The 15,676-nt window shown below is 39.9% G+C and carries 16 protein-coding genes; 3 read left to right on the plus strand and 13 right to left on the minus strand.

The features are described 5' to 3' along the window. Positions 1–10: 10 nt before the first annotated feature. The 3 genes from B9A18_RS05620 to B9A18_RS05630 are packed head-to-tail and all read right to left on the minus strand — an operon-like array spanning position 11 to position 3,193. Positions 11–1,102 carry an ABC transporter permease gene (locus B9A18_RS05620; RefSeq protein ID WP_084287980.1) on the minus strand — a complete coding sequence of 364 codons (1,092 nt, stop codon included), beginning with the start codon at positions 1,100–1,102 and terminating at the stop codon, positions 11–13. After that, on the minus strand, positions 1,102–2,238 hold the full coding sequence (locus B9A18_RS05625; protein WP_200816314.1) for a glycosyltransferase family 2 protein: 1,137 nt from the start codon (positions 2,236–2,238) through the stop codon (positions 1,102–1,104). Before B9A18_RS05625 ends, B9A18_RS05620 begins: the two co-directional genes overlap by 1 nt. Beyond that, positions 2,216–3,193, minus strand: coding sequence for a hypothetical protein (locus tag B9A18_RS05630; protein ID WP_084288763.1), 978 nt, complete (start codon positions 3,191–3,193; stop codon positions 2,216–2,218). Before B9A18_RS05630 ends, B9A18_RS05625 begins: the two co-directional genes overlap by 23 nt. A gap of 43 nt (positions 3,194–3,236) precedes the next feature. On the opposite strand from B9A18_RS05630, the gene ruvC reads away from it, so the two are divergent. After that, the gene (ruvC, locus tag B9A18_RS05635) at positions 3,237–3,800 is read left to right on the plus strand and encodes a crossover junction endodeoxyribonuclease RuvC (protein ID WP_084287983.1); all 564 of its coding nucleotides are present in this window, start codon (positions 3,237–3,239) and stop codon (positions 3,798–3,800) included. A 73-nt stretch (positions 3,801–3,873) separates the two neighbouring features. On the opposite strand, the gene B9A18_RS05640 is transcribed toward ruvC, so the two are convergent. Together B9A18_RS05640 and B9A18_RS05645 are read right to left on the minus strand one after the other, a co-directional pair. Further along, complete coding sequence (locus B9A18_RS05640) at positions 3,874–4,737, minus strand: DUF4349 domain-containing protein (protein ID WP_084287986.1); 864 nt, start codon at positions 4,735–4,737, stop codon at positions 3,874–3,876. Between the two features lie 143 nt (positions 4,738–4,880). After that, complete coding sequence (locus B9A18_RS05645; RefSeq protein WP_084287989.1) at positions 4,881–5,096, minus strand: hypothetical protein; 216 nt, start codon at positions 5,094–5,096, stop codon at positions 4,881–4,883. A 119-nt stretch (positions 5,097–5,215) separates the two neighbouring features. Between B9A18_RS05645 and B9A18_RS05650 the strand changes: the two genes are divergently transcribed. After that, on the plus strand, positions 5,216–6,853 hold the full coding sequence (locus B9A18_RS05650) for a DUF4139 domain-containing protein (RefSeq protein WP_084287992.1): 1,638 nt from the start codon (positions 5,216–5,218) through the stop codon (positions 6,851–6,853). Between the two features lie 72 nt (positions 6,854–6,925). On the opposite strand, the gene atpG is transcribed toward B9A18_RS05650, so the two are convergent. The 8 genes from atpG to B9A18_RS05690 all read right to left on the minus strand — a co-directional run bounded on the left by atpG (position 6,926) and on the right by B9A18_RS05690 (position 12,785). Then, on the minus strand, positions 6,926–7,810 hold the full coding sequence (gene atpG, locus B9A18_RS05655; protein ID WP_084287995.1) for an ATP synthase F1 subunit gamma: 885 nt from the start codon (positions 7,808–7,810) through the stop codon (positions 6,926–6,928). Between the two features lie 89 nt (positions 7,811–7,899). Continuing rightward, positions 7,900–9,474, minus strand: coding sequence for a F0F1 ATP synthase subunit alpha (gene atpA / locus B9A18_RS05660; protein WP_084287998.1), 1,575 nt, complete (start codon positions 9,472–9,474; stop codon positions 7,900–7,902). Positions 9,475–9,548: 74 nt separating this feature from the next. Beyond that, positions 9,549–10,097 carry an ATP synthase F1 subunit delta gene (gene atpH, locus B9A18_RS05665; protein ID WP_084288001.1) on the minus strand — a complete coding sequence of 183 codons (549 nt, stop codon included), beginning with the start codon at positions 10,095–10,097 and terminating at the stop codon, positions 9,549–9,551. Between the two features lie 34 nt (positions 10,098–10,131). Continuing rightward, the gene (locus B9A18_RS05670; protein ID WP_084288004.1) at positions 10,132–10,626 is read right to left on the minus strand and encodes a F0F1 ATP synthase subunit B; all 495 of its coding nucleotides are present in this window, start codon (positions 10,624–10,626) and stop codon (positions 10,132–10,134) included. Positions 10,627–10,703: 77 nt separating this feature from the next. Continuing rightward, positions 10,704–10,913, minus strand: coding sequence for an ATP synthase F0 subunit C (atpE, locus tag B9A18_RS05675; protein WP_062551197.1), 210 nt, complete (start codon positions 10,911–10,913; stop codon positions 10,704–10,706). Between the two features lie 41 nt (positions 10,914–10,954). Further along, entirely contained in the window at positions 10,955–12,109 is a 1,155-nt protein-coding gene (atpB, locus tag B9A18_RS05680) for a F0F1 ATP synthase subunit A (RefSeq protein ID WP_084288006.1), read from the minus strand. Positions 12,110–12,126: 17 nt separating this feature from the next. After that, positions 12,127–12,513, minus strand: coding sequence for a hypothetical protein (locus tag B9A18_RS05685; protein ID WP_235005242.1), 387 nt, complete (start codon positions 12,511–12,513; stop codon positions 12,127–12,129). Positions 12,514–12,560: 47 nt separating this feature from the next. Continuing rightward, a complete protein-coding gene (locus B9A18_RS05690; protein ID WP_317048218.1) occupies positions 12,561–12,785 on the minus strand; it encodes an AtpZ/AtpI family protein in 225 nt (74 codons plus the stop codon). A 101-nt stretch (positions 12,786–12,886) separates the two neighbouring features. On the opposite strand from B9A18_RS05690, the gene porW reads away from it, so the two are divergent. After that, positions 12,887–15,676: a type IX secretion system periplasmic lipoprotein PorW/SprE gene (gene porW, locus B9A18_RS05695; protein WP_084288010.1), complete on the plus strand. Its 2,790-nt coding sequence runs from the start codon at positions 12,887–12,889 to the stop codon at positions 15,674–15,676.

The following is a 15,676-nucleotide window of genomic DNA, read 5'->3' on the forward strand; positions in this document are numbered from 1 at the left end:
AATTAGAAAGCTACACAGATATATTCTGTGACTTAACATCAAAAGCATCACGCAAGCCAATAGCCAGCAAATTAAATGCGTATACGGTCAGCATGATGGCCAGGCCCGGGAAAAGCGCCAAATAAGCGGCATCCATGATGATGTACCCATAATGTTCCTTAATCATGCTGCCCCAGCTCGGCATGGGCGGCTGTGCCCCAAAACCTAAAAAGCTCAATCCGGTTTCGAGCAAAATGGCAGAAGCGAAATTTGCCGATGCCACAACCAATATTGGTCCGGCGATATTGGGCAGAATGTGTTTGATGATCGTTCTTGAAGTAGAAAACCCCAGTGCCTTTGAAGCCTCCACAAATTCAACTTCCTTTAGGGCCATAACCTGCCCGCGAACCAAACGCGCCACATCAACCCAGGTAGACAAGCCCACTGCAATAAATATCTGCCAGAAGCCCTTACCGAGGGCAAAAGAAATAGCAATAACCAATAATAACGAAGGTAATGACCAGATCACATTCATGAACCAGCTGATGGCCGCATCGGTTTTCCCACCAAAATAACCGGCAAGAGCACCCAGACAAACGCCGATAAATAAAGAGATCAGCACAGCCATGAGGCCTACCGATAACGATACGCGGATTCCTATAATCAACCGGCTCAATAAATCACGACCGTAAGTATCAGTCCCCAACCAAAAGGTTTGTCGATACTGCTGATCAGACGATATGAAGGGGTATACCGACTCTTCAGCCTGTTCATCATCACCAATGTATTCCCTTACATAAACCTTATTTCCCTCCGTACGATATGAAGTAATAGGAATACTTTTAAAATCAGATTCCTGACCGAAAAGCATGCGCTCCAGGAAATTTACCTTTTTAATATTATCCTTCTTGCTGATGATTAAAAAATCGAAAGTTCTGCCCGGTTTCTTATTGCTCAGTTGCAGGTGCATGGTATTGGCATAAGGGGTTTTATCGGGCGTAATCAAATAACCCAGAATCCCCATGATACTCATTAGCAAAATGAACAGCAGTCCCCCGAAAGCCATTTTATTTTTCTTAAAACGCTTCCAAATCTTGCCTGAAGGACTGTCGTGTTGCTCCATTATTTTACCATTCTGTCTTTCCAGTTATACTTCCCACTATTCCCAGCGATACCAATGTATACGATATACAAGATATGCATCACATTTAAAACCGGCAACATCACCAGCAGATTCTTTCTCCTGGCAAATGAAGTTACATCGTACAAAAAGGCAAATTCAACAATCATTTTAGCCAGTAACTGAACCAGGGCCAACTTAAAATAAAACCCGATAAATAAACCCAGACCAACATTGACCAGGATACTCAGGTTAAACAACCAGACGCATACGCCCAATACAATGATCGATTTATTCTTATACCTGGTACTTTTAGAAGCCCAGCGTTTCCTTTGCTGAATGAATTCCTTTAAAGTCGCTTTAGGATGGGTATAAACCACCGCATCTTCGTTCTTCAAAAAACCGATATTTCCTTCATATCGTGCTGCCATTTTATGCAACAGCAGTTCGTCATCACCAGAAGCCAGGTCGTCAATCCCTTTAAAACCGTCAACCTCATAAAATGCGTCGCGCTCGTAAGCCAGGTTAGCACCATTACAGGTAGAAGGCTTTTTATTACCTATCGTTGAAGCGCCAAGGCCTATTAAATATAAAAACTCAAGGGTTTGTGCCCGCTCAAAAAAACTCTTCTCCTCAAAATAACTAACCGGAGAAGAAATCATCTTATATTTTTTCTCTTCGTAAAAGCTGACAATGGTTTTAAGCCAGTTGGGCCCCATCCGGCAATCAGCATCAGTAGTAATAATCAAAGATCCACCAGCCCCGGCGATTGCGGTTTGTATCGCCTTTTTTTTATATGAATTGAGTGCCCGATCCTCATTCAACTTAATCAGCTTTACCCCTCTTGATGAATAGGAGCCGATAATTTCTGCAGTCTGATCAGTAGAGTGGTCGTCGATAAAGATGATTTCCGTTAACTGCTTGTCGTAATGCTGAGCCAGCAGGTCTTCTATGGTTTTGGAGATATTTTCTGCCTCATTACGTGCGGCAACCAGGATAGAGACTTTAGTCGTTAACACCGCATCCTTCGGTTTAAAAAACACCAGTTTATGCCAGCCCCTGATAAAGCCAATCACAACCACTACATACAATACCGTTAAAAAAGATGAGGTATAACTAATTACGCTGAGTACTTCCAAAAAAATTAAGTTTAAACACAAAATAAGAGCCTAATATAGCAGGAATTATAATATTTATGAGCCAAATACTTGCTGTACATGCTATAACGGCTACATCATGGCTGGTTACAAAACTAAAAAAATAAGAGGCAGTAACGCTCCTTACCCCAATATCAAAAAGATCGAGAGAAGGCAAGGTCGACTGCACAAAGAACAATATACTCACCATCATTAAAATATCCAGGTAATGAATCTCAGGGATCAACCAAAAGAAGAGGATAAAATACTGTGAGCTGAACACCACATAGCGACCCAGACAAAACAGCAGGATATTTAAAAGCTCCTTTTTGCTGTACCGGGCCAAAATGCTGTAGAATTTCTTGTACTTACGGGTAAAGCGCATGGAAAGCAAAATGCCGTTAAGCCAGCGGATATTAAAGTAAAAGATAATAAAGAAGACGCAGAACATGGCCGACAAAGCAAACAATGCGTAAAGGACGCGGTAATCCATAGGCACGAAGCGATAAATAAATATACTTACTGCTATGGCGCCAAAAACATTGGTGAGTACCATCTGACCAATATTCCCGACAGCCATGGCTACTACGCCAATGATCCTGCGCTTGGGCGACAGGAAAAACACCCTTCCTCCGTATTCACCAATACGGTTAGGCGTAAATACAGCCCAGGTTAAACCACAAAAAACAGATTCAATGGCTCTCCACAAACTAATCCGCTCCACCCGGGCAATTAATCTTTTCCACTTCAACGCTTCAAGTCCCCAGTTGAGCAGCATCAGCAAACAAACCGTACCCATTACCAGAATAATCTGCTGCTGAGGAACCTTTTCCAAAAGCTGCTTAAATACAGTTAAATTCTCATTGGAAGATAGTTTCCTGTATACAAACCAAAATGCAACGACTACAATTGCGGTTTTAAGAATATATGATAGTACCTTTTTATAATTGGATGTCAACTTTTTTACTTTTACTCTCTGCAAATATGCTTAATATTGTTCTATGTTGGCTGAAAAAAAGGAAAGGGTGATTATGGGTATAGATCCGGGTACCGCCATTATGGGGTACGGGGTTATACTGGAGAAAGGAAGTAAAATTGAATTGATCACCATGGGGGTTGTCCGCATGGACCATCTGGACGATCATTTTTTAAAGCTACAACGCATATTCGAAAAGACTATACATCTACTCGACGAATATAAACCGGATACAGTAGCGCTTGAAGCGCCATTTTATGGAAAAAATATACAGGTGATGCTAAAACTTGGCCGTGCTCAGGGGATTGCAATGGCGGCCGCGCTGTCGCGAAATATTCCCATCAATGAATATGCACCAAGAAAGATCAAACAATCCATCACAGGCAATGGAAGCGCCGGAAAAGAGCAGGTTGCCGCTATGCTGCAAAGGTTATTGAATTTTAAGGAAACACCGGAATTTTTAGATGCTACGGATGGACTTGCAGTGGCCGTATGCCATTCCTTTCAGAAAATATCAACTGGTGGTAAAGGGAAAACCTACTCTGGTTGGGAATCCTTTGTTACTGATAACAAAAAACGAGTTAAATAAAATCTGGAATTCTATAAATCGGTTTACGCCAAAACTCTTTGTTAAAAGCATCAACGTAAACCGATCATCATTCCTAGGAGCTCAACTGAGCCTTTCTCTGTTTCCTATAATACCGGAAAGCGAAATACCCAACTGCGATCAGTAAAAGTATCGACCAGATGTTTAAAAGGAATAAGATAAATTCTTTAAAGATAAACCAGCCACTCTGCAGATTGATAACTACACGTTGAAAAAAGGGCGGGCGGTAATCAGAAAGGTTATCATTTCCAACTACAATTTGTTTTACGGTATGGTCCTGATAGAAGTTCAGTGTAACGTCGCTATATTGAACCCTGCTGTCTATGGACATATTTTTCATTTTCTGATCTACATATTCATCTTTCAGCGCCAGGCTTTTACTCACATCCTTCGAAGCTATGACTTCCTTCTTTTTACCGGCTTTCTTTTCTATTAAAGCTACGGCTTCGGCCCTGTTGATACTCTTTAATTCGCTGGTAAGGTAACTCAGGCTCTGATCATCGAACTTCAGCGATTGCTGGTCTACAAAAACGGCCATTCTTGCTACCTGATTTGTAAAATCGTCCAACCTTTCCGAAGGAACTCGGGCTACAATCACCCCTTCTGTGCGATAAGCTGTAAGTTCAAGCAGCGAATCTGTACTATACTTAACCTTTTCTGTGTTCTGGATATTGCTATTGATAGAAACTTCCCCTATGGCGCCCCCTTCTGCTTTTAATAGGACTGAAATTTTTTCTTTGGTACTTTGAACGTCCTTAACCCTAAACTTCATATCTGCCGTCTTGATGATCTTGGATTCCATTATGGTATCTCCATTTTCAATTTTTTCGAGAAGCTCTGCTGAAGACCCTGTATGCTCGCCTTTGTTGCAGCCGAAAGCCGCTATTGTGAATACACAATAGATTAAATATTTTTTCATAGTATTAAAGGTTGTAAGTTTTACTATTAATACCAGAGATGAGAATAAGTAACCTTCTAATATTTTCGATAACAGAAATATTACAAAAAAAAATCCCCATCGGCTTTAACCAATGGGGACTATATAATTGATAGCTACTAAAATTAAGCAGCTAATATTTTAAATACACCTTTACAAGCGATAATTGATCCTAAGAATAAGATAGCCCATGAAACAACTGAAAGTGTCATTGAATCACCAGCAAAACGAAGGTAAACACCTAACATAGTAATTAGGATTCCTACTACCATCAATTTATAAATTGATAGCTCGTTAGCTCTTTTCATGCTTTCTGTATTGTGTTTTGGTGTCTGTTCCATGCTATTTCTATTTATGGCACAAAAATAATATTAATTACCTAAAAAACAGTATAAATTTTACCTTATCTCAACTTATGGATTATCTTTAGTTACTGCATCCTAATAAAAAACATCATCAAATGAAAACAATCTATTTAATACTCTTAACAACGTTCAGCATTGTCTATAGCTATGCCCAATCTCCCCGCTCTTTTAACAGCCAGCTGGAATCCGTTACAGTTTACAGTTTTGGGGCAGAGCTCAACCACAAAGTAAAGGTCAGCCTTCCTGTAGGCACGAGCGAAATCATCCTGAACAATATGGCCAACGCCATTGATGAAAGCAGCATTCAAGTAGGTGTTCCATCGAATGTAACCATTTTATCCACCAGTTTTTCCAGGGATTTCTTAAAAAACGAGAACAAAAGTCCGGCTTATATCAAGGTAGAGGACAGCTTACAAATCGTAAAGCGAGAATTGAATAAGGTACAAAACAAGCGGGTGGTAGAAGAGAACCTACTTGTATTGCTGGATAAAAATCAGGCCATTGGCGGTGTGAATACCGGGGTAAATGTTGCGGAGCTGATGAAAGTCGCCGATTATTATAAAAGCAAGCAACTGGAATTAAGGAACAACATTTACAGCTTGAAAGAGGCTGAGGAAGTTCAGCAAAAAAGAATTGCCAGAATGCAACAGCAATTACAGGAATTGAGTCATGATAAAACCGGCACTACCGGTCAGATTATATTACAGGTGATGGCTACAGCAGCCGGTACAGCAGATTTTAACGTCAGTTACCTGAGTCCAAATGCGGCCTGGATTGCTTTTTACGACTTACGTGCTGAAAACACTTCATCCCCGTTGAAAATTGTTTATAAAGCCAATGTGACCCAATCTACCGGGCTCGACTGGAAGAAAGTGAAGCTCAGCCTTTCTACAGGAAACCCATCTCAAAATGGAACAGCACCTTTACTGTCTGCCTGGTTCCTGCAATTTGGAGATCCTCAATATGCTTACCTCAATAAGAAGCAGGTCTATCAAAACCGAATTCAATCGATGGGCGCGCCAGCACCGATGAAAGCTGAGGCAAAATTATCAGAGGTTGTCGTCCTCGGCAGTGCGCTTCAGGGTCAGGCTGGAGGAATAGCCATGACACAGAATGAAAACATGTTAAATGCATCCTTTGACATTGAGATCCCTTACGATATCGCTTCCAACAGCAAACCACATAGCGTTACACTGAAAGAATTCAGTCAGCCTGCCAATTTCAAATACTATAGTGTTCCTAAAGTTGACGGTGACGCATTCCTAATGGCGGAGATCACGAATTACGACAAACTGAACCTCTTACCCGGCGAAGCGAATATCATCTTTGAGAACAGTTATGTGGGCAAATCCTTTATCAACCCCAATGCAACCACAGATACTTTGAACCTAAGCATGGGGAGAGATAAAAAAATCACGATTAAAAGGGAAAAAGTAGCCGAGCAAACGGGCACCAAATTTATCGGAAACAGCAAAAAGCAAACCTTCACTTACGAAATCCGCCTGCGTAACGGAAAGAAAGAAGCAGTCGATTTAATGCTTAAAGACCAATATCCGGTATCGACGGATAAAGATATGGAAATAGAGCTTTTAAATGCTGGTGGCGCCACAGTAAACAAGGAAACAGGTGTATTGACCTGGAAACTGAACCTGAAACCGGGAGCTACCGAAACGATCCGGATCAGCTATTCGGTAAAATATCCCAAGGATAAAAACATCCTCAACCTATTTTAGGACGGGATACGCTAATAAAAAAAGCCCTTATCAAAATTGATAAGGGCTCTCTATATGTTTTATTTATTCTTTTTAACCGTTCAATGCTGCAGCACCACTTACAATCTCTGTAAGCTCTGTAGTAATCGCAGCCTGACGTGCCTGGTTGTAAGAAAGCTTTAAAGCTTTCAACAAATCACCAGCATTCTCAGTTGCTTTATCCATTGAAGTCATACGTGCTCCGTGTTCAGAAGCATGCGAATCTAATACAGCTTTGAACAACTGAATTTTGATTGATTTCGGGATCAACTGTTCAACGATCTCATTTTGAGAAGGCTCAAGAATATAATCGATATTTGAAGCTGTTACCGCTGTAGTATCTTCTTCAGATTTAGGTAAAGGCAACAACTGCTCAGTCGTTAAAATTTGAACAGCAGCATTTTTAAACCTGTTGTATACCAACTCCACTTTATCAAAATCACCTTTAGCAAAACCGGCCATAATGGCATCAGTAATTTTGGTTACATTTTCAAAAGTAAGTGCTGAATAGATCTCGTTATTATTGCCAATAACATTGTAATTGCGTTTCTCATAAAAATCCTGAGACTTCTTACCTATGGCAACAATACTTACATTACCTCTTTTGTACTGTTCGCTGTACTTCTCGGCAATTAAGTTGTTGGTAGCCTTAATTACGTTCATGTTGAACGCACCAGCTAAACCACGGTTAGAAGAAACTACTACAATTAAAACCTTATTAGGCTCACGCTCTTGTGTAAAAGGTGACGATGAACCTTCTAAGCTGCCTGAAAGGTTTCCAAGGATCTCTTTCAGCTTAGTAGCATAGGGACGTAATTGTATAATAGCATTGGTAGCACGCTTCAATTTAGCAGCCGAAACCATTTTCATGGCCTTGGTGATCTGCTGTGTAGATTGCACTGATGCTATACGAATTCTTACTTCTTTTAAATTAGCCATTTTTTTGTCAATGTATTATCTTGGTATCTGGTAGTAAGTATTTGGTATCAGACAAGATTTTCTTAGCTGATACCAACACTTGCATCTTATTAGTATTTACTTGAAAGCTCTTTTGCAACAGTTTCCAATACACTTGTAATTGAATCATCAAATTTACCAGCTTTTAAAGCTTTTAAAGTCTCAGGATGACGCAATTCCAACTGCTGTAAATATTCAGCTTCAAATTCCCTTACTTTATTTACAGGAACTGAACGCATTAAGTTTTTAGTACCGATGTAGATGATCGCAACTTGTTTCTCAACAGTCACAGGTGAGAACTGACCTTGCTTAAGGATCTCTACGTTACGTGCACCTTTATCCAATACTGATTTAGTAGCAGCATCAAGGTCAGAACCGAATTTAGAGAAAGCCTCTAACTCGCGGTATTGAGCCTGATCTAATTTCAAGGTACCGGCAACTTTCTTCATCGACTTGATCTGAGCATTACCACCTACACGTGATACCGAGATACCTACGTTAATAGCCGGACGAATACCCGCGTTAAACAAGTTAGATTCTAAGAAGATCTGTCCGTCAGTAATTGAAATTACGTTAGTAGGGATATAAGCAGAAACGTCACCAGCCTGAGTTTCGATAATCGGAAGTGCAGTTAATGAACCACCACCTTTAACGATACCTTTTAATGACTCAGGAAGGTCATTCATTGCTTGTGCAATCTCATCATTTGAGTTGATCTTAGCAGCACGCTCTAACAAACGACTGTGTAGATAAAACACGTCACCTGGATAAGCCTCACGACCCGGTGGACGACGTAATAATAGAGACACCTCACGGTAAGCTACTGCTTGTTTAGACAAATCATCATAAACGATCAATGCTGGTCTTCCAGTATCACGGAAGAACTCACCGATAGCAGCACCAGAGAATGGCGCGTAAAATTGTAATGGAGCTGGCTCAGCTGCAGAAGCTGCAACAACTACAGTATAAGGCATTGCACCGTTTTCCTCTAAAGTACGAACGATGTTAGCTACTGTACTTGCTTTCTGACCACAAGCTACATATATACAGTAAACAGGGTTACCTGCTTCGTAAAATTCTTTTTGGTTGATGATGGTATCGATACAAACCGCAGTTTTACCAATCTGACGATCACCGATAACCAACTCACGCTGACCACGGCCGATTGGAATCATACCGTCAATCGCTTTGATACCAGTTTGTAATGGCTCAGTAACTGGCTGACGATAGATAACACCAGGAGCTTTACGCTCGATTGGCATCTCATAAGTCTCACCAATGATTGGTCCTTTACCGTCGATAGGCTCACCCATAGTGTTTACTACACGGCCCAACATACCTTCACCAACTTTGATAGAGGCGATTTTCTTAGTACGTTTAATTGTATCACCTTCTTTGATTTTGTCAGATGGGCCCAATAGAACCACACCAACGTTATCTTCTTCAAGGTTTAAAACAATTCCTTGCAAGCCTGTTTCAAATTCAACTAACTCGCCCGATTGAACTTTAGTTAAACCATAAACACGGGCAATACCATCGCCCACTTGCAATACGGTACCAACTTCTTCAAGTTCTGCTTCTGATTTGAAGCCCGCCAATTGCTGCCTGATAATTGCCGATACTTCGTCTGGTCTTACCTCTACCATAATTTTATATTATTTCTTTTGTAAATTCAGTATTTGTTATCTGTTATTTCACTCCTGTGCATTCAAGCGCTCGCTTAAACTATACCCAGAGCAAGTTCTTTTTTAAGTTTATTTAAAGCGCTGCCAATACTTGCATCAAACTGCTTGTCGCCAACCTTTAAAACAAAACCACCAATTAAGTCTGCATTAACTTTCTCATTAAGTACAACCTGATTGGCACCAATTTCTTTTTTCACTATTGCTTCGATCTCAGCGCGGCTTTCAGCAGTAAGTTCAGTAGCTGAAGTTACATTAGCAGTTACAATACCTTTAATAGCATTGTACTGAGCAATAAAAGCTTTTGCGGTATCAAATAGAATTGCAGAACGGCCTTTGTTTACCACCAACTTAAAAAACGCGCTGGTAACCTCATTCACCCTACCCACAAATAAATTATCCAGAATTCCTGCCTTTTTAGTCAAAGGAACAATGGGGTTCTTAAGGATCGCTTCCAGTTCAGGGTTTTCATCAACTACCTGCGCTAAAAGCACCATGTCATTCTTGATTTCCTCCAAAGCATTGCGCTCATTGGAAAGATCAATTAATGATTTGGCGTATCTCGATGCTGCTTTATTTTCTGACATTATTTCCGTTATATCTTGTTAATTAAACTATAAACTAGTTTAATTCAACGTCTTTTAAAAGGTTAGCCACTAAATCCTCTTGTTTAGTTTTATCTTGAAGCTGGTCACGCAATATACGCTCAGCGATCTCAAGTGATAAAGTCGAAACCTGATTTTTCAATTCAGCTAAAGCTGCTTTCTTTTGGTTTTCAATCTCAATCTTAGCTTTCTCAATTAATTTAGCACCTTCAGTATGCGCCTGAGTTTTTGCCTCATTAACAATGTTATCCTTTAATGTTTTAGCTTCTTTCAATAACAAATCACGTTCTGCACGGGCCTCTTTCATCAAGTCTTCGTTCTGAGCAGTTAAACGTGCCATTTCTTGTTTTGCTAATTCAGCTTTGTTTAAAGCCTCATCAATTGATTGCTCACGCTCTTTAATTGCTCCTAAAATAGGTTTCCAGGCAAATTTTGCCAATAAAAACATTAGCAATAAGAAGGCAATGGATTGAAAGATAACTAGGCCGAATTCAGGTAATAATAATTCCATCTGTATATGTATAAAATATTTTGTTCTTTTTTAACAATAAATGGTACCAGATATCGCTATCTGGTACCGTTTAATTTCTAGCCATTACCCATTAGGGCAACAACCACTGCGAAAAGCGCAACAGCTTCAACGAAGGCAGCAGCGATTAACATTGCAGTTTGGATTTTTGAGGCAGCTTCTGGTTGACGAGCAATACCGTCCATAGCTGAACCACCAATGCGTCCGATACCTAGACCAGCGCCAATCGCAGCTAATCCTGCACCAATTGCAGCAATACTTCCTGTAATCATGATTTTATATATTAATTGTTGTTAAAAAATAATTCTTATTAATGGTGTTCTTCAATTGCCATTCCGATAAACAGGGCCGACAAGATGGTAAATATAAACGCCTGGATAAATGCAACCAGTAGTTCGATAGCGCCAATGAATACCGCAAAAGCAATAGAAACCGGAGCAATATATAAGCTGTTAAATACAAACACAAGGCAGATTAACGACAACACCAAAATGTGTCCTGCAGTAATGTTAGCAAACAAACGAATCATTAAGGCAATAGGCTTGGTAAAGATACCGAACAACTCTACCGGAACCATAACGATATACATCCACCATGGTACATCAGGCATAAAGATGTGCTTCCAGTAATATTTATTACCGTTAAATACCGTCAGGCAAAACGTAGCCAATGCAAGAATCATTGTTACTGCGATGTTACCAGTTAAATTGGCACCACCTGGCAAGAATGGGACTAAACCCAACATGTTGTTAAACCAGATAAAGAAAAACACGGTTAACAAATACGGCATAAAGCGTTCGTATTTATGTCCTAAGTTCGGAATAGCGATGTCATCACGTACAAACAAGATGATCGGCTCCATCCAGGACTGAATTCCTTTTGGAGACTTACCTTTATTTGTTCTATATCCTTTAGCCACGCTAAGGAACACAACTAATAAAATGATGATAGAGATAAACAACGTACAAACGTTCTTAGTGATCGACAGATCCAGTGGACGTGCATTTGTTGCATGATGCTTTTCATCTAAAGTCACAAACTGACCATGATCATTAGCAACATCAGATGCGTAATAAATTTTCTCATGCATTTTCACAAAGCGTTGTCCATTACGCTCTACTACGACCTTAGCTTCGTCATCGCGAACAACTTTACCTTCTTCCACTGTAGTGAAATCAGCAGAGCTGAAACTTACAATACCAGCTTTGGTATACAAAATTATCGGAAGATCGATATACGTATGTCCGATAACATGCCAGCTATGAGAATCGGCAATGTGATGCAATGCAAATTTACCGATATCAAACTTCTTCTCAGCCTTAGTCTCGGCGTGAGTACTTTCTGTTGTCTGTAAACTGTCAACCTGGGCAAAAGCCGCCGGTGTAGCAGAAAAAAACGCTAAAAAAAGCGTAAAAACAACAATTAACCTATTAACTTTAAATTCAAAAACGTGGCTACAATCCATTTAGTCGCAGATTTTTACTATTTATTTTGGTGGCGCAAGTTACGTAACAAAGAGTATATTTCAAAGAAGCTGAACAATAAATATAAAGAAAAAAAATTCAGCACGAAAACCATCCCCTTTTCTTTGGTGTTTATGCTGTAAATCAGCACAAAAGCCATGGAGAAGATCATCTTCAGTGCAATAGACCCCATAATGGCCATTACGCCCACCTCAGGATTGCGTTTCATGCCCAAATCAGCCACTACATAAGCGATAAATGTAATACCGGCCAAAAAGCCAAATACCACCCAGAACTTGCCAGCCAGAACAGTTACACCGGGAAACATAGCAGGTAATAAATATGCGACGACACCAAGTACCGCCGTAAACAATAAATAAGAAAATGTAAATCTCGCTAAACTCAAATCAGTAATTTTTCACAAAAGTATATATTTAGCACCGCTTTAAGTAATCATTCCTTTTTATTTAGTTGTTTTACAACCTGGTACAAAGACAAAATAACCCCAAACAAGCTCAATATGGCCGTAAAAATAGGCGTCTTGCTATTTCTATATTCATCAATTTTATAACCTGCAAAAGCAAATACCCCAATAGTAGCCAGCATCTGGAAACCAATCGACGAGTATTTAGCGAAATTACTGAAGTCTTTTTTCTTCTCATTTGGGTCTGTCATCATAAACGCTTATATAAATAAAATAGGTTTTGTTAAGAAGTTAATGCTGAATAAAATACTTTTGTACATATATTATTGTTTATAAGCATTAAATCATCCTATCATTGAAAAATTACGCTGTTCGCAATTTAAAGATAATACTATTTAGTTTATGCGTTTGCATAATATACGCCTGCGGTTCACAAAAAGATAACGCAACCACGCGTAGCATGCAGAATTTAACTGCCCGCTACAATTATATCTACAATTCAAATGTAATCCTCAATACACACCAGCAGGAACTAGCAGAAAGCTATGTAGAAAATTATGATCAGATCCTGCCAGTCTATCTGGGCCCGGCAGTCGACGATAATTTTATAGCACAGGATGGTGCAGGATCTAAGTCAATAGACGAGGTAATCAAAAAAGCTCAGGTTATTATTCTTGAGAAAAACTACAGCAATTACCTGGATGACGCCTATATCCTACTCGGAAAAGCCCAGTTTTTTAAAGGAAACTATTTTAATGCCACCGAATATTTCGATTATACCACAAAAAACTACGCGAAAATCACCAAAAGCTATATCGAAGCTTTAAACTGGAAAGCACGGAGTCTAATGCAGGTAAAAAGGCTAACTGAAGCAAAACTGGTATTAGATACATTAGCGTATAACATTGCGGGGCTTAAAAAGAATACCTCGGAGCCTCTGGCTACTCTGGCCCAGATGTCTATTTACCAGCATAAATATGCGGAGGCCATTGATTATTTAAAGCAGGCCATCAAGACCAGTAATAACGGTCAACATAAAACAAGGTGGACATACATCCTGGCCCAGCTTTCAGAACAGCAGAAAAACTATAAAGAGGCTTTATTGAGTTACAGGAAAGTGGAGAAAAGCAATGCACCGTTCGAGATGTATTTCAATGCCAACCTTAACCGCATCAAACTAAACGCATTGCTTAGCGGCAAAAAAGTCAACAAGCAGGATGAACTGCTGGCCTTGTTAAAAGACGATAAAAACACCGATTACAACGATCAGGTATATTATCAGATTGCAGAAAGCCTCTCTGCTGACGGCGATTTTGATAAAGCGCAAAAATATTACCGCTTATCTATTCAGAAAAGCACCAAGAACCCATATCAAAAAGGACTGTCCTATTTAAAAATAGCTGATCTGAACTTTAAACAGCTACACGATTACCTCGTGGCCAAGCTATATTATGATAGTGCGGTAAATACATTACCGAAAACCTATCCGGGTTACGAAGTTATTCTTAAAAAGAACCAAAACCTCGAATACCTGACCCAGCGTTATCAGATTATTTCAAAAGAGGATACCCTACAAGCCATTGCCCGGTTACCTGAACAGGAACGACTGGCCAAAATTCAAGCCTTATTGAACCCAGTTGAAAAATCATTAGCACCAGGCCAGGGACAAGCACCCCCTGTTCCACCTGTATTTTATGAATCAGGTAATAACAAAGCACAGGTTTCAAAAACATTTTATTTCAGTAATGCTGCAGCCATTAGTACCGGTTACTCCGAGTTCAAGAAAAAATGGGGAAACAGAAAGCTTGAAAACAACTGGCGCCAAAGTATCCGCTCATCTGCACAAGCTACCACTCAGGAAATAGCCAATGTGATCAATAATGGGGATACAACGCATCTAAACCAAAACACAGCTGCGGCTACCGATAAAGATGCTGCCGTAAAAGCCTATGCCGGTTCCTTACCAACAAATCCGGAATTACTGGCCAGATCCAATCAAAAAATCATTGATGCCTATTACGAAATAGCCAGCTTCTACCTTCAGGAGCTTAACGATCCTGAAGAGGCTGAAGAAATATATCAGATTCTTCTAAACCGCTTCCCGGCCAACAACCAGTTAGCAGCAACCTATTACAGCTTATTCCTGATTGCTAAAAATAAAGATCAGGCCAGCGCAAACACTTACAAAAACAAGGTTTTAAAAGAATATCCAAACACGGTATACGCAAAAATCATTCTTGATCCTTCCTTCTCTTTAAAACAAACGGAATTGGAAACGGCCATCAACAAGCAATACAACGACATCTTTGATCAATACCAAAAGAAAGACTTTACAGGTGTAATCACACAGGTTAGCGAATCGCAAAAAGCAAATCAGGAAAACTATTTGTCGGCACAATACGCCTACTTAAAAGCGATTTCGACAGGAAGAACCGCTGATTTAAGCGCGCTAATAACGGAATTCAACACCATCGTTGTTGCTTACCCTGAAGACAAGCTGATCACTCCCTTGGTAAAAGAACACCTCGTTTATATTAACGCGCATCTGGCAGAGTTCCAGAACAGAAAAATTGCGCTCCCTGATTTTGATCCGGCCGACTCGCCTTTCAATACCCGTCAGGCAAGTACACCTGCTACCGATATACCGGTTAAACAGGCAGAACAAATTACCAAACAGGTAGAGCCGATTAAGGAAGCAGAAAAAGGAGTTCAGCAGGCAGAGGTAGTTCCTCCGGCAGCTGTTAATGCCGAGAAACCGTCAGCCAAGCCGGCTAAAGTTGAAAGCATTTTCAGCACGGCAACTTCTACAACTTATTATTATGTGGTTAATGTGGCAGATGCTGCTTTAACACTGAGTTCGTCGCGTTTTGGCATCGGACAATTCAACAGAGGAAATTATTCAGGAGCAAATCTGAAACACCAACTGAAAGAATTTGACAATGATCAGCTGATATATGTAGGGAACTTTAGTAATTTTGACGACGCGAAAACTTACGCAGAAGGCATTACGCCACAATTGAAACAGATTATGAAAGTCCCGGCTAACCTTTATACCGGCTTCATCATCAGTAAAGAAAACTTTGATAAATTGACCAGTAAAGATTTGATAAACAAATACCTGGAGTTTTATAAAAACAACTATTAA

It is taken from the genome of Pedobacter nyackensis (assembly GCF_900176505.1).
In the GTDB taxonomy this organism is placed as follows: Bacteria; Bacteroidota; Bacteroidia; order Sphingobacteriales; family Sphingobacteriaceae; genus Pedobacter; species Pedobacter nyackensis.